The 22876-nt window shown below is 44.6% G+C and carries 14 protein-coding genes and 1 pseudogene; 8 read left to right on the top strand and 7 right to left on the bottom strand.

Features of this window, described 5'->3' with window-relative positions; all coding sequences use genetic code 11:
* Positions 1–19: 19 nt before the first annotated feature.
* From pulA to SDE_RS03045, 4 genes are all read left to right on the top strand, one after another.
* Positions 20–4318 (top strand): pullulanase-type alpha-1,6-glucosidase, encoded by a 4299-nt coding sequence (pulA, locus tag SDE_RS03030; protein WP_011467045.1) that lies wholly within the window; start codon positions 20–22, stop codon positions 4316–4318.
* Positions 4319–4564: 246 nt separating this feature from the next.
* Positions 4565–5443: an MlaA family lipoprotein gene (locus SDE_RS03035; RefSeq protein ID WP_011467046.1), complete on the top strand. Its 879-nt coding sequence runs from the start codon at positions 4565–4567 to the stop codon at positions 5441–5443.
* A gap of 117 nt (positions 5444–5560) precedes the next feature.
* Complete coding sequence (locus tag SDE_RS03040) at positions 5561–7963, top strand: MMPL family transporter (RefSeq protein WP_011467047.1); 2403 nt, start codon at positions 5561–5563, stop codon at positions 7961–7963.
* Positions 7964–8287: 324 nt separating this feature from the next.
* Positions 8288–10111 (top strand): glucan 1,4-alpha-maltotetraohydrolase domain-containing protein, encoded by a 1824-nt coding sequence (locus SDE_RS03045; protein WP_011467048.1) that lies wholly within the window; start codon positions 8288–8290, stop codon positions 10109–10111.
* A gap of 94 nt (positions 10112–10205) precedes the next feature.
* Here SDE_RS03045 and SDE_RS23205 read toward each other — a convergent pair.
* Together SDE_RS23205 and SDE_RS03050 are read right to left on the bottom strand one after the other, a co-directional pair.
* Positions 10206–10283, bottom strand: a pseudogene (locus tag SDE_RS23205) (PEP-CTERM sorting domain-containing protein); the annotation flags it as partial.
* A gap of 260 nt (positions 10284–10543) precedes the next feature.
* Positions 10544–11980 carry a nucleoside hydrolase-like domain-containing protein gene (locus SDE_RS03050; protein ID WP_011467050.1) on the bottom strand — a complete coding sequence of 479 codons (1437 nt, stop codon included), beginning with the start codon at positions 11978–11980 and terminating at the stop codon, positions 10544–10546.
* A 369-nt stretch (positions 11981–12349) separates the two neighbouring features.
* Here SDE_RS03050 and SDE_RS03055 point away from each other — a divergent pair, with 369 nt between their 5' ends.
* From SDE_RS03055 to SDE_RS03065, 3 genes are all read left to right on the top strand, one after another.
* Positions 12350–12898 carry a DUF2179 domain-containing protein gene (locus SDE_RS03055; RefSeq protein WP_011467051.1) on the top strand — a complete coding sequence of 183 codons (549 nt, stop codon included), beginning with the start codon at positions 12350–12352 and terminating at the stop codon, positions 12896–12898.
* A gap of 164 nt (positions 12899–13062) precedes the next feature.
* Complete coding sequence (locus SDE_RS03060; protein WP_011467052.1) at positions 13063–15153, top strand: protein-disulfide reductase DsbD family protein; 2091 nt, start codon at positions 13063–13065, stop codon at positions 15151–15153.
* Between the two features lie 197 nt (positions 15154–15350).
* On the top strand, positions 15351–15974 hold the full coding sequence (locus tag SDE_RS03065) for a thioredoxin family protein (RefSeq protein WP_011467053.1): 624 nt from the start codon (positions 15351–15353) through the stop codon (positions 15972–15974).
* 101 nt (positions 15975–16075) lie between these two features.
* On the opposite strand, the gene SDE_RS03070 is transcribed toward SDE_RS03065, so the two are convergent.
* The 4 genes from SDE_RS03070 to SDE_RS03080 form a co-directional block, all read right to left on the bottom strand.
* Positions 16076–18421, bottom strand: coding sequence for a cellulose-binding domain-containing protein (locus SDE_RS03070; RefSeq protein ID WP_011467054.1), 2346 nt, complete (start codon positions 18419–18421; stop codon positions 16076–16078).
* A 424-nt stretch (positions 18422–18845) separates the two neighbouring features.
* Complete coding sequence (locus tag SDE_RS23210) at positions 18846–19046, bottom strand: DUF4440 domain-containing protein (RefSeq protein WP_338056762.1); 201 nt, start codon at positions 19044–19046, stop codon at positions 18846–18848.
* 12 nt (positions 19047–19058) lie between these two features.
* Positions 19059–19298 (bottom strand): nuclear transport factor 2 family protein, encoded by a 240-nt coding sequence (locus SDE_RS23005; RefSeq protein ID WP_226986466.1) that lies wholly within the window; start codon positions 19296–19298, stop codon positions 19059–19061.
* 103 nt (positions 19299–19401) lie between these two features.
* Positions 19402–19677 carry a hypothetical protein gene (locus tag SDE_RS03080; RefSeq protein ID WP_143710836.1) on the bottom strand — a complete coding sequence of 92 codons (276 nt, stop codon included), beginning with the start codon at positions 19675–19677 and terminating at the stop codon, positions 19402–19404.
* A gap of 615 nt (positions 19678–20292) precedes the next feature.
* Between SDE_RS03080 and SDE_RS03085 the strand changes: the two genes are divergently transcribed.
* Positions 20293–21993: an alpha-amylase family glycosyl hydrolase gene (locus SDE_RS03085; protein WP_011467058.1), complete on the top strand. Its 1701-nt coding sequence runs from the start codon at positions 20293–20295 to the stop codon at positions 21991–21993.
* Between the two features lie 134 nt (positions 21994–22127).
* On the opposite strand, the gene SDE_RS03090 is transcribed toward SDE_RS03085, so the two are convergent.
* Entirely contained in the window at positions 22128–22769 is a 642-nt protein-coding gene (locus SDE_RS03090; protein WP_011467059.1) for a hemerythrin domain-containing protein, read from the bottom strand.
* Between the last annotated feature and the right edge of the window lie 107 nt (positions 22770–22876).

Consider the following 22876-nt stretch of genomic DNA (forward strand, 5'->3'; position numbering starts at 1 on the left):
TAGAATGTGGAGAAATAACATGAACGCAATAAGAAATATGTTAAAGGTGTCGACCCTTATACTACTGGCAGTCGGTTTGTATGCCTGTGGTGGCGGTAGCACTGTAGAAAGCGGTAAAGAGCTGTTAACGTGTTCTGTACCTCAAGTGCCAAACTCTGCGGGTACAGAGTGTGTAGATCCCGAGCCTATTCAGTGCGCAATACCTACTGTACCTGATGAAAAAAATGAAACATGTATTGTGGGTGCAAACCCAGATGCGCCAGACCCAATTGTTTTCCCTGGCCCAAACCAAGCCATCTTATTTTTCAATAAGGCTGATGGCGATTACGAAGGTTATCGTTTACATAACTGGAATAGTGAAACGTGTAATGCGTATGCGGAGGGTTCTCTAGCTGCGTCGTGGAGTAATGGATTGGTTCACTCTGGGGTAGACCCAGTATACGGCGCATACTGGTTGCTTGACCTAGTAGAAGGTCACGACGACTGCGGTCACTTTATTATTCACGTTGGTACTGACGATGCAGGTAAAGAAATGGGTGGTGGCGATTGGATTATGCCACTTGCGCAAGACGACCCTAAATTTACGCGCATGAACTTTACCTTCTCTGGTGTGGGTTCGGTATTTGAATTCCCTGTTCCAAGTTTAGGGCCACAAAAAGTTGCTATAGCAGGCGCTGCTGCACACTGGTTAGATATAGACACGCTAGTGTGGAACTTAGATACCACTGATGTTGCAGATGTTAAATTACATTACTCTGCAACTGCAGGCATTACAGTAGATGACGACTCTAACGTGTCAGGCTCTACTGCAGACCTAACGTTTGCTACCTTGTCTGAAGAGTTGCAACAGCTTGTGCCGCATATGGCTAGCTGGCCGGCGTTTGGCAATATGTTAACCGCCAGCGATGTTAAGCCTATTGTTAAAGGGCAGCTTATTGCTGTTGCATACAATGCTGACGGTAAAGCCATTGCCGCTACCAAAGTACAGCGTGCACGTGTACTTGATGCGCTTTATACCGCAGGCGAGAACGATGCAGACGAAGCAACTTTAGGTGTTGTTTACGACGGTGCCAATATTAACGTAAGCGTGTGGGCACCTACGGCTACCTCTGTAACGCTGCGCGTATTCGATGCGGCTAAAACAGAAGTTTCTAGTCACACCATGAACGAAGATACCAGCACAGGTATTTGGAGCTTTGCTGGCGATAGCAATTTAGATCGCGTGTTTTACCAGTTTGAGCTAAGCGTATTCCATCCACTTACTCAAGCAATCGAAACTGTAACAACATCCGACCCGTACTCAGTAAGCCTATCTACTAACGGTGAATACTCACAGTTTGTAAACCTAGCTGATGACGATTTGCTGCCAGAAAATTGGAACGGTCACACAGTACCCACCATTGCAAACTTCGAAGATGCCGTAATTCTAGAAGCCCACATACGTGACTTTAGTATTCGCGACGAAACCGTGAGTGAAGCAAACCGTGGTAAGTACCTAGCCTTCACCGAAACAGAATCCAACGCGGTTAAATATTTGCAGCGCATGGCAGAAAGTGGCGTTACCCACTTCCATATGTTGCCAGCTAACGATATTGCAACTGTAAACGAAGATGAAAGTGAGCAAATTAATTTAACCAGCACTGTGGCAGAGTTGTGTGCGGTGAAGGCCGACGCCCCTGTATGTGGTGAAGAAAGTGATAGTGCTACTTTAATTAGCGTTTTAGAAAGCTATCAGTATGAGCCACTGGCTGCTCAAGCACTTGTAGAGAGCATGCGTAGCCTAGATGGTTTCAACTGGGGGTATGATCCTCATCACTTTAATGCACCTGAAGGTAGCTATGCTTCCGACCCTGATGGTGTAGCTCGCATTAAAGAAATGCGTGAAATGAATAAGGCGCTTCACGACTTAGGTTTACGTGTAGTGTTAGATGTTGTTTATAACCATACTTCAGCGTCTGGCCTTTGGGATAACTCAGTATTCGATAAAGTAGTGCCTGGTTATTATCATCGTTATGATGAAAATAGCGGTGGTATTATCACGTCGACTTGTTGTGACAATACCGCGCCAGAAAACCGCATGATGCATAAATTTGTTGTGGACTCCCTAGTACTTTGGGCCGAAGCATACAAGTTTGACGGTTTCCGCTTTGATATTATGGGGCACATTCCTAAGTCCACAATTTTGGAAGCGCGTGAAGCTGTATTGGCTGTTGACCCTAACACTTACTTTTATGGTGAAGGTTGGAACTGGGGTGAAGTAGAGAATAACCGCCTCTTCGTTCAAGCAACTCAAGCCAACATGGCTGGCACAGAAGTAGGTACATTTAATGATCGTCCACGCGATGATATTCGTAGTGCAGCGTTATTTAATGAAGACGGCAGCTTAGATGCTCAAGACCATATTCGATTGGGCTTAGCAGGTACACAGGCTGACTTTATTCTAGAAAGTAATCGCGGCAATATGGGCACCGGTAGTACCTATGCGCGCGCTTCCTACGGGTTAGATCCTGCCGACATTATTAATTATGTGTCTAAGCACGATAACGAAACCTTGTGGGACCAATTGCAGTACGGCTTGCCAGAGTCAATGAGCTTAGAAGACCGTGTTCGCGCTCATAATATTGCAGCTACTATTCCTGTTATGAGCCAAGGTATACCTTTCTTCCAGTTGGGCGTAGATATGCTTCGCTCTAAATCTATGGATAGAAACGGTTACGATGCAGGTGATTGGTTCAACTTTGTTGACTACACCATGGCCTCGAACAACTGGGATGTAGGTTTACCATTAGCGCAAGATAACGAAGTTCGCTGGGAAGAAATTGACGCAATTAGCGGTCGCATTTCGGCGCCAGGTATGTTCGAACTGGATTACAGCTCACAAGTGTTCTCTGAATTTTTACAAATTCGTAAATCTAGTCCGCTATTCCGCTTAACAACTTCTGCAGACATTATCGATCGTGTTGGTTTCCACAATATCGGTAATCGCCAGCAGCAAGGTTTAATTGTAATGAGTATCGACGACGGGACAGGTCTTGCTGATCTTGATCCGGCAAACGATGCTATTGTGGTTGTAATTAACGGCACTAACGAATCGCAATCTCATACTGTTGCTACTGCTGCTGGCTTCCAGTTGCATTCAATTCAGCAATCATCTGTAGATAGCGTTGTTGCTGGTTCAACTTTTACTGCGGGTGAAGGCGAAGGTACATTTACTGTGCCAGCATTAACCACTGCTGTATTTGTGAAGCCACAAGGCGAAGCTCAAGGTGCTGGCTTGTCTGCTGACGTTACTCAAGGCGCACCCGATGTTGTGCCCTTTGGCGATACCGTTGTATATATTCGTGGTGATATGAATACTTGGTCTACAGACAACCCGCTTACCTATGCCGGTAATGGTGTGTATTCCACAACTATCGCTTTAACTGGTGGTACCACCTACGGCTTCAAGTTTGCTGATGCTGAATGGGGTGCTTTAGGTGTTAACTTTGGTGGTGCAGAAGGCGGCGACGGTGTAGTGACCGAAGGCGTAGATAAAAATCTGTTTGCCACAAATACAAACCTTTCGTTTACACCAGCAGTAGATGCAACCTATGTCATTACTTTTGACGCAAGTGACTCCGCAGCACCGGTAGCCAATATTGTTAACGAAGAGCCATACCCTGGTTCAACAATATTGTTGCGTGGCGATATGAATAGTTGGGGGGAAACCGATGCATTCACTTATGAAGGCGGTCGAATTTATACCTTCGAAACTACATTAGATGCTGGTACTTATGGCTTTAAAGTGGCAACTGGAGACTGGAACACTGTTAACTTTGGTGCGGCAGCGGAAGATGAAAACGTTGTAAGCCTTGGCGAAAATGTTTACTTAGGTTCTACCAACTTCAACTTAAGCTTAACCTTAGCAGAATCTACCGAGTTGGTGTTCATCTTCGATATGACCAATTTGGATGAACCTAAGTTGCGGGTTATGAATAAGGCTTTCTTTGGTGATACAGCTGTATATATTCGTGGTGATATGAACAGCTGGGGTGCTACAGATGAAGTGGCTTACGTAGGTGATGGCGCGTACGCCACAACATTAACACTTGCAGTTGGTAGTTACTCTTTCAAAGTGGCAGATGCCGATTGGGCCGATGTAAACTTCGGGCCAACGTCTGCCGAGGCTGCACCGATAGTATTGGGTGCAACAAATGCTACTTTGTTTAATTCACCTAATAACTTTAGCCTAACCGTAGAAACTGCTGGCGACTTCACTTTCACTGTTACAGGCCCAGATGCTACCAACCCGAGCCTAACCGTAACCGCCGCAAACTAATTTATCTGGCGCAAGCCAATAAACGTTCCTCGTTCAAACCTTAAGCCACTGTTCGCAGTGGCTTTTTTTGCTCTAAATTTACTGAAAAGGGCCGCGCCAGAAGGTTAACCTATTATGGTTAACCACCTAGCAAGCCTAACCTGTGCACCAGATTGAACGTATCTAACCCAAGTATGGTAGTCTCCAGCCTAATCTGATTATTAAAGTAAACCGTATACACAAAGCTAAACGGCAAAAGGAGCAGTAATGTTTACGCGAGGCGGGTTGTGGATTGTTGTGGGTTGCTTAACCCTTATTATGGGGTGTTCAAATGTTAAGCAAGATGTTGAGCAGGGCGACACCGGTGGTACAGCTCAACCGGAAGCGCAGGGCAGTGTAGCCACGCCAACAGTGAGTGAGGCGGAGCCGCCCCAAACAGCTTATTCGGCTAACCCTACCGAGCCGAGTGTGGTTAGTTTTACCGACTTTAATGACCCTTTAGAAAAAATTAATAGGCCGATATTCAAGTTTAACCATGCCCTATACCGCTATGCTTTAACGCCTATTGGTAAGGCTTACCAATACATTCTGCCTAAAAAGGCGCGTAGCGGTGTGTCTAATGTATTTGGCAACCTGCGTGAGCCGCTAAATTTTATAAACAACCTTCTACAATTTCGCATTGCCGACTCGGGCAAAAACTTAGCGCGTTTTGGGGTTAACTCTACTGTGGGTTTATTGGGGCTATTCGACCTCGCCGATGCCTGGTTGGAAATAGACGATAAAGATGCGCGCTTCTCCGATACGCTTAGCCACTATGGTGTGGGGCATGGTGCCTATATTGTTATTCCTGTGCTGGGGCCTTCCAACTTACGCAGTAGCACCGACTATGCGTTCGATTATTTTGCCCACCCACTAAATAATATTAGCAATAAAAAAACAGGGCAGGCGTTGTTGATTTATGAAGGGTTCCATAATCAGGTGCCCACCTTAGTGAAATACCCCGATGTAATTGCAAACCAGAAAAGCGCAGCAAGTGGCAAGGTAGACTTAGACGCAGCCTATGAATTTGTGCGCAACTTACACCTGCAGCAAATTCAGCGCGATGCACAGCAGCTTCGCAACAGCAAGAAAGACGAGGGCGAGTAAAAAGGGAGCAAAGAGATGAAACGAGGGAAAATAAAATAGAGGCCAGTAAACCTGGCAAATATTTTACTTAATGATAATGCTTAAAATTACTACGGCTGGCAATCACTAAGGATATTTATGACTCAGGCTAAAGCGCGTTTAATTTCGCTTGTTTTTTTACTACTTACTGGGGTTGCACTCTGGCAGGCCCAGTATTTTAAAATTGATGCCTCGGCAGATACGCTGCTAACCAAGGGCAATAAACTTTACTTAATTACTCAACAAGCAAGCCAAACCTATAACCCAGAAGAATTTATACTTATTGCCTACAAGCCCGAATCTAGTGCTATATTTTCGGAACCTGTACTTACCTTTATAGACTCTCTCGCCGCAAAAATACAAAAAATTGAACGCGTTAAATCTGTACGTAGTGTAGTGAATGTACCTATTTTTGCAGGTATGTCGAGCTTTAGCGCAGATATAGACCCAAATGCCCTTTCTTGGCAGCAGCAGCGTTTCTCGGAAGAGAAAATGAAGTATGCGCTTACCCATCACCCCCTTTACGAAGATTTACTTTTTAACAAAGCGCAAACAGCGCTTTCTATGCAGGTTGTGTTCGAATCTAACAAAGAATTGGATAAGCTAAACGGTGAATTGGTAGCTATAGAAACGAAAATGCTCGAGCGCGAACTCACCGATGAGGAGCAAGAAAGAGCTGATGAGCTGCGTAGCCAAAAAGAAAAAATAGAAGAAAAGCTAAGTGTAAAACGTAAACAAGAAATAGACCAAATTAGAGAAATATTGAAAAACGCCTCTGCAGACGGTGAGTTTTTTCTAGGCGGTAATAACCTACTTGCCTACCAAATGATTAATATTATTAAAAACGACCTAGTAGTGTTTGGTGCAGCTATTTTACTTATTGTAAGTGTATTGTTACTTGTATTGTTTAGGCGGCTAAAATGGCTAGTGTTACCACTCGCCTGTTGTTTTGTTAGTGTGGTGTTTACCTTAGGCTTACTTGGCGGCTTGGGTATTAAAGTTACTGTTATTTCGGCTAACGTGGTTGCATTACAAATAATCCTAACTTTAGCTGTGGTTATACATATTATTGTGCAATACCAAGAAGAGGTGGCAAAGCTTAAAGGTTCTTCAGAATCGCTTGACCAGACGAAAATAGTTACCCGTACTATTAAAGAAAAGCTTAACCCGTGCTTCTATGCTGGCCTAACCACAGCTATCGGTTTTGGCTCACTTATTTTTAGCGGTATTCAACCTGTTATTACGTTTGGTTGGATGATGGTAATAGCGCTTGCCGTTACGCTACTTGTAAGCTTGGTATTGTTTCCAAGTTTGCTAATTGGTTTTTGTCGCGCAGACACCAAGCATGTAACGGTAAAGTGGTTAGATGTATTAATGCATGGTTTGGCCAGCGCGGTAGATAAGTTTCCTAGGGGCATTGTAATCACCAGCATTGTAGTGGCAGCAACAGGCGTTGGCGGTTGCTTTTTACTCACGGCAGAAAACAGTTTTTTAAACTACTTTAAAAGCTCTACCGATGTATCCCGCGAGTTAACCTTTATAGATAAAGAATTCGGCGGCAGCACCCCGTTTGATATTCTGCTTACCATCCCACAATCGCAGCGCGACCCGCAACTGGTTGTTACCGCAGAGGCGATTCAAACCTTAGAAGCGGTGCAAGCGAAAATGGCGGAAAAAGAAGCCATTGGCAGCATTACCTCTATTGCCGACTTTACTCGCATGGCATCGGTTGTAAATAAAAAGCCGCTTGTGGAATACGAGCTATCAGCTCTTTATTACGCACTGGATAAACAATTAAAAGACGATTTGTTTGGCGCTTACTTTGCAGAAAATAAAAACGAAATGCGTATTTCTATGCGGGTAATCGATTCCACACCGGGTTTGAATCGCGAGCAATTGGTAGAGCAAGTGCATGCCGATATGGCGGCAGCAGGTGTAGATAAGGCTAACTACAAATTAAGCAGCTTGTTTATTTTGTACCAAGATATTATCGCCCGCTTGATGAACTCGCAAATAATGACCTTAGCCATTGTTTATTTAGCCATGGCGGTGGTGTTGGTATTTATTTTTAAATCTATCAAAGTAGCGTTAATTGCATTGGTGCCCAATGTCATCACTACCGCCGCAATTATGGGGTTTTTAGGTTTTGTGGGCATACCGCTAGATTTAATGACTATGACAATAGCGGCCGTAGCAATGGGTATTTCTGTGGATGATACCATTCACTATGTGCATCGCTTCCAAGAAGAGGTCGCCAATAAGTCAGATAACCCCGTGCGTTCTTCACACCTTTCGGTGGGGTATGCATTGCTTTACACAACTTCAATTATTGTAATTGGTTTTGTCTCGTTGGTATTTTCAGATTTTGTGCCAAGTATTTTATTTGGCTTATTAACAAGCTTGGCTATGTTGCTAGCGCTTATAACAGATATATCCATACTGCCGGTATTATTAAAAACATATTGCTCTAAAGCGAAGCCTGCTAAAACACAGCCGGCGTAAAGGCTTTTAGATTACTATTCAAAGCATACGTTATTGTGTCTATATGCCCCGCCACTTATCACATTAATTGTGACGCAAGTTATTTAGCATACGTATTCAACGCCTGAATACGTATGCAATTTGTTGTTGGCATGCACCTGCTTGGTTAGCCTAGGGTTAACTGGTTGGTTTCTAACAACGCCTGCATAAGAGAATAAAAATAAATTCTGCAGTCTTGTGCTTACACCTATTTGTAAATTTGTTAGTCACTACCAATCGGTCACGCCATTAACGGTGTGTGTAATCACGCTATCGTTAGCTTACATATATCCAAAGGTTTATATAATGACTAATAAATTACTTTTGGCCGCTTCTTTTTCAGCAGTATTAGCGACCGCTGCAGCTACCCATGCAGCAACCGAACAAAATCAATCTAGCAGCGCCGTACTTCTTCAAGGTTTCCATTGGAACTCTCACGATTACGATTGGTACAGCGTAATGCAAGCCAACGTAAACAGCATAGATAACCTAGGGGCGACGCATGTGTGGTTTGCACCGGTAAGTGATGCCGCCTCAGATGAAGGCTACTTGCCGCGCGAGCTGTATGATGTAACAACAAACTACGGTACCGAGCAGCAACTGCGTACCCTTGTAGCTTCTTTAAACGCTAAAGGCATAGATTCCGTTGCGGATATTGTAATTAACCACCGCGTAGGCACCACAGATTGGGCCGATTTTACTAACCCCACTTGGGGCTCGTGGGCGGTTACCTGTAACGATGAGTGGCCGGGCGCAACCGGTGCATGTGATACCGGCGAAGGCTATGCGGCCGCGCGCGATATAGACCACACCAACGGCACAGTACAAGGCGATCTAATTAGTTGGATACGCGACTTTCTATTTAACGACATAGGCTTTAAGGGCCTGCGTTACGATTACTCCAAAGGTTACGACGCATATTACGCTGGCCTTTACGCTAACGCGGTAAGCCCAAGTTTTTGTGTTGGCGAAGTGTGGACAGATCTAAACATCAACGATGTTAACCCGCACCGCCAGCAGTTGGTGGATTTTGTAAGCGGCACCGGCGGCGCGTGTGGTGTATTTGACTTCACAACCAAAGGCATGTTGAACGAAGCGTTGCACAACAACGATTACGGCCGTTTAAGCATTAACGGCGTGCCATCGGGTGCAATTGGTTGGTGGCCACAAAAAATGGTTACCTTTGTGGATAACCACGATACTGGCCCAAGCGAAGGCTGTGGCATAGGTCAAAACCATTGGCCGGTACCGTGCGATAAAGTCATGCAAGGCTACGCCTATATTTTAACGCACCCTGGTATTCCTACGGTTTATTGGGCCCACGCTTACGATTGGGGTATGTACGATGCAATTAAAGCTTTGGTAGATATTCGTAAATCTGAAGGCTTAACGTCTACGTCTTCCGTTGATATTAAAGCGGCGCAAAATGGTTTATATGCTGCAGTTATAGATGGCAAAGTGGCCGTTAAAATTGGCCCCAACAGTTGGGCGCCTTCTGGTGCGAACTGGGAGCTGAAAGCTAGCGGTACAAATTATGCCGTGTGGGTAATTGGCGAGCAGCCACCAGCATCGCGCACGGTAATATTTGTATATGGCCAAACACAGGCTGGCCAAGATATGTTTATTCGCGGTGGTATAGATCACGGCTACGCAGCGGCAAACCTCGGTAAAAATTGCACCAGTAGCAACTACGAGTGCGCCATTCCAATTATCCACAATAATTTAAACAACGCGACAACCGCAGGCTGGAAAGCTAACGACAACTACCTAGATTGGTACGGTGTTGAAGCTAGCCAAAGCAGTGCCGCAGAGGGCAGTGCAGCAGATTGGACAACCAATGTATGGCCTTCTTCTTGGGGTGCCGAGCGCACGGTAGCGGTAGACGGCTACGGTGTAACGCCGTTAAACGTGTATGGGCAACACTATTGGATGCTAGATGTAGAAATGGACTGTTCGGCTACGGTTAACGGTTGGTTTGAGCTAAAAACTTACATAAGTAATGGCCCGGGCTGGGAAGCCGATGTAAATCAAAGTGGCACACCTTACGCATCGGGTAACCACTTTGCCCAGTGTGGCAAAATAAATGTATTCTCGCGCGGCTCTTCAAACGCCACGATTGTAGATTTTTAACCCCAAGTTAAATTTACTTATAAAACTCCGTAGTAAACGTTGTGCCCGCTAGGAAACTAGCGGGCTTTTTTATGGGTGATAAAAATAGAATGTTCTATTTTGCGAGCTTCTTTCTGCGAAGGCCTAATCCGAATACTGCTAACCTAAATAACATAAGAGTACTTGGTTCGGGTACCGAAGTAGATGGCCCGCCGGAATGGCAGGTGGAGTCGTTAGTATTTGTTAGGCATCTATCTGTAGATAAATCCCTATTATTTTATAGTTGGCTTTATTGTATTGATTCATTGGCGGTGTGTTTATTTTAGTGATGAGGGAGGGCGTATATTTTGATGATTGCGAAGGTGAAAAATTTTGTGAAGCGCGGTTAGAGAATGTCGCTAACCGCGAATAGGATCGTTTAGTGCAGGTAGTTAATTAGTGTGCTTCTTACCGCTATTTAGGTACTACATTTACAATAGTACGTTTATATCGGCTAAGCGCAGGTGTGCCTTTGTCGGTAAGTTTAAGAATGTAGTGTAAGGTTTCTTTTTGGGTTACTGTTGGGGCGGTTAAATAAATGGCGTGGGCGTTGTCTGCGCCGCCTACTGGGTGCGGCTCTTGAAGTGAGCCAGCCTCAGAGTAGTTAAACCAAAAATAGCTTAGGCTATCGCCATCTGGGTCGGAGGATTTACTTGCGTCCAGCGTGAAGCCCTCACCTGATTTTACCGTCAAAATATCTGTATGGTTAAGTACGGGTACCGGTGGGTGGTTCGCCTGGTTATAAGGTTTTATCGTCCAGTCCATTCTCGCTGCGAAATCATTTTGAAAATCTAATCGCCAACGCCATAGCGTTTCTTTAAAGCCTGTAAAGCTTTTTTCTCCTGCTTTAAATGTGCGACCGTATTCGCGGTAGGTGTGAGGGGTGTACGTGTCTATGGCGTTTGTCCAAATATCACGTGTTTCTGGGGCAATTTCTACAATAGAGCCACCTTCTTTAGTTAGGGCAAAATCAGGTTTATAAAGTTCGTAGCGGCCACCCCAGCCGCCCCAGTTAGGGTGCTCAGGGTTATTTAAGCCGTTTGGAATTAGAGATAAAAAGGCGGGTGTGTCACCTTCTACACCCCAAGCTACATCTGGATACATTGCGCCGAGTGGGCCGTGGTTTTGCTGAATATTATTCGCAAGCCATGTGTTGCTAATCTCTGAATTATCAATGCCTTCAATATAGGTGTTAATGCCTGTCCATGTTGCGCTACCGTAATCGTCACCTGGCGTTACAATGTAAAATAAATCGGGGAAATTATTGCGAATCCAAATGCCGCTGTCGTCCTGATCCGAAATGGTGTACACCCGCAGCTTTGATACAAGTGCGTGTGCTTCTGCTTCACTCTTGGTGGCTCGAATAGTGTGTAATGCTTGCGCAAGAGTATTGGCGCCGCCCCAAACGGATATCCAGAGCGGTCTTTCATCATCTTGTTCAAGTGTTTTAATAATCCAGTTCGAGCCCTCGGTGTCCTTTCCATTGCCAACACCTGTCATGCCGTATGTAGGCGCTCCGCGTTTAATTAATTTGTTGAGTGTTTTTGCGCTGGGGTAGCCTTTTTCGTGTTTGCTCAGGTTCGAATGAACTTTGGCGTAAGCGCCAATTACCTTTGCTATAGATTCTGGGTGTATCGCATTTTGTTGCCAGCACGAAGTGGTAGCGATTAAGCCTTGAATATCTATTTGATTGGCATACAAAAAAAGCCTAACCAATGATTGAGTGTCGTCTGGGTCTGCCTCTATATCTGTTAGTACAATTACCCTATGTTTCTGCTCGTTATAGGCCATACTAGTTTGAGAAACAAATAGTAAGGCTAGGCATACTAGCAGTAGGCGTAATTGTGTCATTGTCATTCTCCTAGGGCTTGCCACTGCGATGGTGGTGGCATACAAGTGTGTCTGTTGTTGTCGAATTTACCATATGGGTCGAATATAAGGAAGAGTAGAGGTTTCTGAAAGGGCAGGTTACAAGAAGTCGAATGGTGAATAGGTAAGAATAACTAAGTCCAGTGGTAGCTTTTGTAGCTAACCCTTATGTAGCTAATCCCTATGTGATTAATCCATAAGTAGTTGAGCAGGTTTGAGTGCAGGTAAAACGGCTGCAACCGAATAGGTATTGAAATCTTCTTCGTTATATTATTTCGAGCTAAATTCTATTGAGAAAACGTTTATGTACATATATAAGCGTAAATATATTTTCTGGCGAGCCAAGCAAAGATGAATGAATGGTTAAATGTTGCACCCGAGTTATTGGCGTTACTTATATTTGTATCCCGTGTTATTGATGTTTCTTTAGGTACGTTTCGCACGATTGTTATTTTTAGGGGCTACAAAGCGCTTGCTGCCTTTATTGGTTTTTTTGAAATAATGATTTGGCTAGTAGCCGCGGGGCAAGTATTTAAAAATTTAGATCAATGGTACCTAGCGCTGGCGTACGCTGGTGGTTTTTCAATGGGTAACTATGTGGGCATGTGGATAGAAAATAGGTTTGCCATTGGTAACGAGCTAGTGCGTTGTTTGTCGTTTAACCGTGATGTGTTAGCCGAAAAAATAAGAGAGCAAGGTTTTAAGGTTATATCTTTCGATGGCGATATGGGTACCGATAAGCTGGTAGAGTTGCTTTTTATTGTAGAAAAACGTCGTAATGTGCCCGCGCTTATTAAGCTTATAAAAGAGTTAGATGCGAGCGCGGTTTATTCTGTTTCAGATGTTAAAAGTGTTTACGAAGGCCCAGAGCCGTTACCGCGTAGGCTATTTTTCAGGTAGCCGGTTTAAGCGCAAACTCGCATTCATCTCAGCCTACTTTCGCCCCATTTAACCCATTTCACAACACCAGCCACTTGCAGTTGTTTCAATTGCGAGAGGGTGGTTTTGTTTGCTATGGTTTGGCAGCTAGTGTCTGCGTGTTTGCCTATATTCTGGAGCTTCCCATGTTTGTACCCCCGTGCTTTAAACGTTTTTGCGGGCTTTTAAAAGCATTCAAGGCCGTACGAGTATTGTGTGTAGTGGTGTTTGCCATATGTCTAGCCGCGCAGGCAGGCGCGCAGAGCACCGCCTTTGGTGACCATGTAAAGGTGCGTTGGTTAGCACCAGATTCCCTAATAGCTGGCCAGCAAGAGGTTATTGGCTTTTATTTTGAGGTTGACCTCGGCTGGCACGTTTACTGGCACAACCCCGGCGATTCGGGGGCTGCGCCTCGCTTTGATATTCAAGTGCAGGGGGCAACCCTTGGCGAAGTGATGTGGCCGTATCCTACTCGCTTGCCTATCGAACACCTTACCAATTTGGGCTATGAAAGTAATGTCGCCTATTTGTTGCCTATCACTGCCGATCTTCAAACCAGCGAAGTTGTATTAAACGTGAGTTTAGAGTGGCTGGTATGCAAAGTGGATTGTATACCGGGGTTTGGCGAAATGAGTTTACGTTTGCCAATAACGAACCAAAGCCTATGGCTAGCGCCAGATTTAGCTTTGCGCGATGGCTATTTAGCGCTCGTACCACAGCAAACTAACAGCCCATGGCAAGCCGTAAAGGCGCAGGCGGTTGGCGATACCCAGTTGCAGCTTACGTTACATGCAAACTCTACGCGGCTAGCGCAAGGTGACTTTAATTCAGTAAGCGTATTCCCCGTCGACGGCGAAGTGCTAACTGCCACAAAACCACAAATTAAAAGTAATGCCGCGGGGCTAGAGCTTACCTTTAATAGGGTGCCGGGTGCAGCGTTGCCCACCGCCACAGATTTTGTTGTGGTTGATGGCAATCGCGCGTGGCGTTTGAATGATATTGCATTAGTTAATCAAGCGGTATTGTTGCCAGCAAATAGCCAGTCGCAAACCCAGCCGCAATCATTTTGGTTGTTGCTGGGTGCGGCTTTTTTAGGTGGGGTAATTTTAAATTTAATGCCGTGTGTTTTCCCTGTACTGTCCATTAAATTATTTGGCTTGGTACAGCAAAGCTCTGCGCATCGAGCGAAAGAAGGCTTTGTGTATGCCGCGGGTGTACTGTGTACCTTTACTTTACTCGGGGCGGTGTTGTTGGGCTTGCGCGCAGGTGGGGCCGCACTGGGGTGGGGGTTTCAACTGCAATCGCCTGCGGTAATACTTGTTTTAATCACGTTATTTTGGCTAATGGCATTGTCGTTTAGTGGCGTCTTCGAGTTTGGCCATAGGTTGGTAACACTTGCCGGTTCGCATCGAGGCGGTGCGTTTATTACCGGTGTGTTAGCCGTATTTGTAGCAACCCCCTGTACAGGCCCGTTTATGGGTGCGGCCCTTGGTGCTGCAGTGGTATTGCCGCCGCTGTCAGCCATTACCTTGTTTGTGGGTTTAGGTGCTGGTTTGGCAGCGCCTTTTGTGGCGCTATGCTTATACTCGCCATTGCTGCACAAGTTGCCCAAGCCTGGCCCTTGGATGGAAACCTTACGTCAATTTTTGGCATTTCCGTTATACGCTACCGTTATTTGGCTTTTATGGGTATTAGGTCGATTAGTTGGCGACATTGGCTGGCTAGTTGGTGCTAGTCTTATGCTTAGCTTTGTTGTAGCTATTTGGCTCGCATCTACATTGCAGTGGGGCAAACTTGGCCGCAGCGTAATATGTTTAGGCGCTGTTGTTGCTTTTGTATTTTCACTTAGTCTATTGGCTATACCCTCAGGGAATAAAAACTCTGGTAGTGAAACATCACAATGGAATAAGTTTGATAGCCAAGCCATAGCGCAAGCGCGCGCACAGGGGCGGGCCGTTTTTATAGATTACACCGCGGCATGGTGCATAACTTGCCAAGTAAACAAAAAGCTAGTGCTCGATACGCAACCTATACAGGATAGTTTTAAGAAAAATAATGTGTACTTAGTTCGGGCCGACTGGACCCACAGAGACGATGCTATAACCCAGTCTTTGGCACAGCTGGGGCGCAACTCCGTGCCTGTATACGCATGGTATGGCAAGGGCGCAGATGAAGTTGTATTGCTGTCGCAAATATTAACAGCAGGCAGTATAGACGCGCTTTTCGAGCAGAAGTGAGGCGAAGTGTTTAGGTTGCTAGTTACCGACTAGTGTAATTAGGTAATTAGATGAATAGATATATAGATGTACAGTTGAGTAGAAATATAGAGGCAGTGTTATAGAAGTGAGTGACAGTTATGCTTTGTAAATTAAATGCATTTTTTAAAAATGCGAAATAAAGAGTTATTTAAATAAATTAAACAGGAGGTCGTATTATGTTGTATCAAGTTGCAAAAAATAGTTTCCGTTTGGCCGTGGTTTGCGCCGCTTTTTTCGCTTCAACCTTTGCGTTTGCCAATGCCGTACCAGGTGAAGCTGCACCAGATTTTACTGAAGTGGATGCAAGCGGAAAAACACAAGCGCTAAAAGACTACAAAGGTGAGTGGTTGGTGTTGGAGTGGTTTAACAAAGATTGCCCCTACGTTAAAAAACACTACGGCAGCGAAAACATGCAAAGCCTGCAACAAAAGTATGCCGCTAAGGGCGTTAAATGGCTAACCGTTATTTCTTCTGCGAAAGGTAAGCAAGGTTACTTAGAGCCTAAGCAAGCCTTAGAAGAAGCGCTATCTCACAACTTGAATGCGAGTGCGGCATTGGTGTTAGATGCCGATGGCAGCATGGGTAAAGCCTACGGTGCTAAAACTACCCCGCACATGTTTATTATTAACCCCGAGGGTAAAGTAGTATACGCAGGCGCAATTGATGATAACGACTCGGCAAACCCTGCGGTAATAAAAACCTCGAAAAACTATGTGGCAGCAGCGTTAGATGAGGTGTTGGCGGGTAAGCCTGTAACAGTAGCGTCGTCGCGAGCTTATGGTTGTAGCGTAAAATACTAAGTACTGGTTTTGCGCCTAGTGTTGAATGGCTGCCGAAATAAGGTGCTACAGGGGTGGGCGGTGCTCACCCCTGTAAAAAACGGTGTATCTTTACGTTTTAACTATTCATAGTGCTTGCTATAAAGTGATGCCGTACCGCTTACGCCTTCTTGAATATGCACTCTGTAATCGTATTTTTGTTTGCGAGTTTCATCCCCTGCGTAGGTGTAATCGGTGTTGGATACAATTGCCACCACTACGCCATTTTTGGGTGTTTTTTCTAGTGTTAAGCACGCTTCGCCACTTTCTATAGGCTGGCTGTATACCGCTGAACCGTCTTGTGCGCGATAGGCTAATTGCAAGCGCATATTGTTGCCGAATGGTTCAAAATCAACACGCACTTTGTTGCCGGTTACTTGTAATGGTATTTGATTGGCACCAGACCAGCCCGGCAATGTATTTTGTGCTGGTATCAAAGTATTACCTTCCTGGCTTGTTGCAGCATAAAACGTTAATTGATGGGGTTCAGGCTCCATCCATTTGCCAGCAGCGGTTTCTTCTGCACCAATGGTGCGTTGCCAATTGTTATTGATTGGTTGTTTAAATCCATTCGTCCAAGGGCCAAAATCAACCATTGCTTGCCGTGCGCGGTATTGCATAATTAAGTGGCGAGTTTGGTCGTCGCCCAAGCCCGCTGCTAGCGAGGCGAGAATATGGTTATATGGCCCGTTTTTCCATATCCACGCATTTGCACCGCTAGAAACATATTGCGCTAAAAAGTGAGAAAACACAGAGTTGTATTGATGGCCGCCTAAGTAATCTCGCCAAGTTGCTATTTGCTGACCATTTAATTCCCGGTGTACGCCTTCAGCATTCGGCCCACCGAAGGAGCCATCTTGTAGCCAACCACTGTAATTTTCGATTGGCATGTGCGGCGCTAAAAAGGGGGCACCATCTAAAAAGCCAACGCCATAATCCCCAACGCGAGATGCCTCCATATTCATTTGTAGCCAAGTGTTGCCGCCTTCGTTAAACCATGCAGCTTTGTTTCCCATCGAAGCCATAATAGTGTGGATAGCTTCGTGGGTTATACCACCGCGCTCGCTAGGTGTTATTACTGGGTAATACGAAAGCAGTACCATGGGGTAGCCGGCAATGCTACTTTGCCAGCCACCTCGCTCGGTATTGGCTGCGTTATCGGTACATAAACCAGAGCCGTACAAATACACATTGCTGTAGTAGCCTTCCTGAGGAAGCTTATCGGGTGGCCAGCCCATTTCGCCGCGAGCGTATGCCATATCTTCATTTAAATTGGCCAATACTCTATCTATATCTTCATCGGTAATTGCGGGGTTGCGATTATGCCCCCAAATAAACGCGTACCAGCCAGAAGTTTTAACACCTGCAACTTGGCTTGGGTCGCAACCTAAAAATACCTCAAATTCTTCGGGGTTTATATCTGCGTAGTCCTGTCTAAAGTCGTAATTTAAATTCGGCTCGTATTCGGGCCACACATACGCATCACACTGTTCTGGTCCGCCACTACTACTAGACGTTGAGCTGGATGATGAGCTTGAGCTGCTGCTAGATGAGCTGCCGCTTGGCTCTGTTCCCTCTACGCGCCACTCCAGTATGCCTGTAGATTGCAATGTGTTGCTTATAGAAACACGTAGGCGGTTTGTAACAATATTGTTTAAATTTAGCGTGTTAAATGTATTTTCTTGCCGCGGTACATCACCTACTTTTACCCATGTGCCATTGCTCCAATATTCAATGTAAGCAACATCGGGTACCAGTACGCCGCCATTATCATCAAACCAATATATTTGCGTTGAGGATAACGTATAGTTTTGTGGCCAATCGTACTGTACCCACTGTATCGAATTTGGATTGTTCCAGTTGCCGTAAGCTCCGTTGGACTTGTCGTTGGAATTGGCCGGGGTGTTACCATCATTCACTGCTGCCAATGTTTCCCATGCAGAAACATAGGAAGTGCTCGCATTGGCTATACCAGCGAGATTTACTGCGGCAGCGCCGGAACTCGAACTTGAACTTGAGGCTGAACTTGTACTACTAGAAGAGCTACTACTTGTATTTGAGTTGCACACATTACCGGTTAAAAGGGGGATTTCAACCACACCGCCAGTTGTGGTGCCTTGCAGGCCAAACTCGACAGATTGGCCCGAGGTAAGTGAGCCATTCCAGCCCATGTTTGTAGCGGTGTAATTGCCGCTAACATTCGCGTTCCAAGCATTTACAAGTGTATTATTTTCGTACGTCCAGCTAACTTGCCAGTCATTAATACTACTCGTTTGGGTATTAGTGATGCGAATGGCGGCAGTAAATCCGCTGCCCCAATTATTTGTGACTTGATAGCTGCACTCGGCTAGAGCCGTGCTACCCCAAGCTGAGGCTGCTGTGGCTAACATTGCTGCAGCTAAGCGACCTCTCGCTTTGTTAATTAACATAAAGGTAATCCTCGTAAACATGATTTAAAAATTATTATGTAACCAAAGGAAAATCCCTTTGACGCATTAGTTGAAACACGAAAAAGCAGCCTTAATAAACCGCAAAAAGACTATTAAGACTATTTGGCGGCGGTAATGATACGAGGGGGCGAAAGAGAAAAACGGAATAATTTGGCATATATAGTATATTATACAATAAGTCGCCTAAATCATTATTTGGGTAGGGTAAGCAGAATTGGTGCAGCGCCTGTTCTGGTTTAACTAATCAGTTGGCTAGGCTGTAAAACCCTTATGGAATACAGTTAAGAGCCCGCAGCACTCTAAAAAGCATTTGAAGACCAAATAGGGTGATTAACGGGGGAGGCTAATGCTTGATCTGGTGGGGATAAGAGAATTTGCAGCGGAGGTTTTGAGCACTAAATTATTAGTGCTCTATTTGATGGGTATTTCGCACGTTGCTAAAGGTGAGGTTTAACAATTCCCAATGTCCTTTGGTTTTTACGTACACTTCTGTCGCTGTAAATTCATTTGTCACATCGTTTCCGCGCACGTGCGCTTCCAGAGTAATGCGGCTCCACACAATGGCTGTGTCTGCGACTACTTCAATATCAGTATCGTGAACAATTGTATTCTTATATCAAATACTGCCGCTCTTAATAGTTTCTAATTCCTTCGCTTTTTTCCACGAACCGCTCATGTGTACAAATTTAGATTCTTGGTGGAATAATGAAGCGAGTGCTTCAACATTCTTGTTGGCCATCCACTGCCATTTTTTCTTAGAGGGGGCTATAAGCTTCGCTGCCTGCTTAGAATGCGACGCGCTTGTATTTTGCTTGGCAGCTAAATTGGGTGAGTTATTTATAGTGCTCTGTGCCATAGAGGAAGCACATAATACCAATGCGAATAATATTGCGATAACGTTTAGTAAATTTTTCACCATTTATACCTTTTAAAGGGAGGGATCTACACGCTAGTGCGGATCAATCGAGAATTAAATCGAATATTGCATCAGTAACAAAAGCCATAAAACTAGAATGCTTTCGGGCGTGATGTGCTTGGGATTCGTATTGCTGGGCTTGTTGGTCTGCATTGCGAATGGCATCTAGGTTGTCTGGTGTGCCCGGTAATTCCCCTAGGCGCGCAGACCGCTCGCGCGAGGCGTCAGCCAACCCCTCATATTTATCTACAGTAGCTGTGCTGGTACAGGCGCTAATGCCAGAGGCTAAGCACATCGCTAATATAATCTTCTTGATCAATTTAAACTCCATGAAAAAGTAAAACTTTGCGTATAAAAAGGCTGTGGGCGCCTAGTATTCCAGATGTTGTTGCTAAGTGTACTAATCAGCCGAATCACTAAGCTTTGATACCAAATATTACTTTGAGTTCATTGTTAATTGTCGTCTTAATTGCGCCTATTCGATACTTGTCTTTGTGGCGTGGGTATTTGGTGCAGAGGTGCTGTGAGGGGATTCCCATTGCTTACTTCGGCTATGTTTAGTATGCCTTTAGCTATCAGGTTATAGCTACCTGCTTAGACCGTTTTACGTTGAAGCACTGCTTTTTAAACCTTCGCAGCCTTAAATAACGCGCTTTAATTACTTGAATACGTATGCACAAACCTATGCACGGTAATGAAACTATTAAACAATAAGTCGGGGTATATGTGGCTTTTGGAATGTCTATTTAGGCAGTAGCTACAACACGTTGCATCTAACGAGCTGCATATTTTTACACGCACCACATAGAAACTTGTTTAACCAAGCCGAGCGTATTCGCCAAAGTAAATAAAAAATATATAAATTTAGTTGCTTTATAAAAATAAAAGTACGGCAATAATAATTGCATCACGCAAAAAATTAAGAGAGAACAGTATGTACAGGTATGTCTTGGGTGTTAAGCCCAGCTTTCTATTATTCTGGTTGCTAATGGCAGCACCTAGCTTTGCCGCAAAGCCAGATGGCAAGCAGAAAGCTATCGATCCTTTTTGGAATAACGCAATAGTCTATTTTTTGTTGACCGATCGCTTCGCTAATGGCGATACATCTAACGATAGAAATTTTGACAGGGCGCAAGATGGTGCGGTGCTTCGAAATTTTATGGGGGGTGATATTAAAGGTATTACGCAAAAAATTCGAAGTGGCTATTTTACTGCCTTAGGTGTAGAGGTGTTGTGGATGACGCCGGTTGTAGAACAGATACACGGTTATTGGGATGAGGATTGGGGGCGAAGCTATCCCTTTCATGGTTACTGGCCCAAAGACTGGACCAGCGTAGACCCCAACTTTGGCACCGAGACAGATTTAAAAGAGATGATAGCAACAGCCCATGCATACGGTATACGCGTACTAGCAGATGTTATTATTAATCATACTGGGCTAAAAACTAAAGTAGATGTGGCGTGGCCACAGGATTGGATACGAACAGAGCCTACGTGTGAATGGCATTCATATATTCATAACGTAACCTGTGCACTTGCGCCCAGCCTTACCGATGTACGCACTGAGTCTAACAAACCTGTAGCACTACCTGAATTTTTATTAGAAAAATGGCGTAATGAGGGGCGAGAAAAACAAGAGTTAGCCGAGTTAGATGCATTTTTTGAACGCACAAATTTACCACGTGCACCCCAAAATTATATTGTTAAGTGGCTAACTGATTGGGTGAGAGAATACGGTATAGACGGTTTTAGAGTGGACACCGCTAAGCACGTAGAGGCCGAAATTTGGCAGGTACTAAAAGTAGAAGCCAGTACAGCTTTTAATGAGTGGAAAGCGAAAAACCCCAATGCCCTGCCAGATGAAAAAGACTTTTTTATGATTGGTGAGGTGATGCACTTTGGTGTAAATGGGTTTAAAAATACGCCTGCCGGTACGCGCAATTATGATTACGGAGATAAACAAGTAGATTTCTTTAATTATGGCTTCGATAGCTTAATAAATATGGGGTTCGCCACCCATGCAAGCGATTCAATGGAAACTATATTCAGTACATACTCGAAAGAGCTGCATCAAGGGCCGCTACAAGGCGTGGGTATTCTCAATTACGTGGTATCGCACGATGACCCAGAGCCGCACGATAAAGAGCACACTAAACCCTACGAAACTGCCTTAAAACTTATGCTCGCCCCCGGTGCAGTGCAAATTTATTACGGCGATGAATTGGCGAGAAACCTTATTGTAGAAGGTGCCGTAGGGGATGCTACGTGGCGATCCTTTATGAACTGGCAAGATATAGCCACTGTCGAAACTCAGCTGTTGTTACAGCACTGGCAAAAGTTGGGCACTTTTCGCAAGCACCATATGGCAGTAGGTGCCGGCATCCATAAAATACGCAGTAATAAGCCCTATATATTTAGTCGCGTATTGCACGATGCTACACACGCAGATAAGGTGCTAGTAGGAATAGAGTTGAACAAGGGTGAAAAAGTGCTGCCAACTTATTCAATATTTAATAACGGCGATGTGGTAAAAGACTATTACTCAAATACTTTGGTTACCGTAGAGGGTGGTAAAGTCGTTTTGAATACGCCTTATGAAATTGTATTGTTAGGCGAATATCACGCTATAAATTAAGAGATCAAAAATTTATTAAATTAATATTTTGTCGGCAGGTTAGTTTGCATGGCGCTTTTCTAGTTGCATGGTGCTTGCAGTAGCGCTGTGTTAGCTGCGTAAATCGCTTGAGGTATACGCAGTCTGCCAATAATTTAGCTTCGCATAAACAGCACGCTATCCTCTAGATAAGTATGATCGGTCAAGTCAAGATAAAGCATTTCTAATTGCTCATACAAGTCAAGCCAGTAGTGGCTAGCCTTAGCCGGTGGTGAGAATGTTTTGGTTAGGGCTTTTATGGAATGGATGGCCGTGAGGTGATCTTCGTGGTCGTGTTGTGCATTTTTTATTTGCTCGTCATAATTTGTGCGTGGCGAGTTTATAAAATGTGGGAATACTGTGCGTTCTTCCTTTAGCATATGAATATCTAGGTCGCTATATATTTTCTTTAAGGCTTTAGTTATGCCTGTTGGGCAATCCGGTTCGCCAAAGTGGATGGCTTCTACTTTACGGGCTAGATCGATTAGCGTTGCTATTTGTTGGCGGTGGACATCATGATAGTTGCGGATTATATAGCGTACTAAATCTTTATTGGATATCGCTGACCAATCTCTTTCTGCCATAGCTCGTCTATACAAGAATTCGCACCGAGGTATGCAATCTTGTTTATTAACTTTTTGCAGCGCGCTTAATAGTTGAGTGTCGTCTTGCATTTCAATGCCCAGCGAAGTTAAGTATTGCTTTGCACTGGGCGCTATAGCTAGAAATTCTGATAGGGTACTATGTAGTATGTCCATTATAAGCCTCTGCCTATTGTGAACGGTTGGAGCTATGGGAGCGTTAATAATACTCGGTTAGCAATAAATATTATTGAGGTAAATCAATACCAAACGAAAGAAGTTGG

The sequence above is a fragment of the Saccharophagus degradans 2-40 genome (assembly GCF_000013665.1).
Lineage (GTDB): Bacteria > Pseudomonadota > Gammaproteobacteria > Pseudomonadales > Cellvibrionaceae > Saccharophagus > Saccharophagus degradans.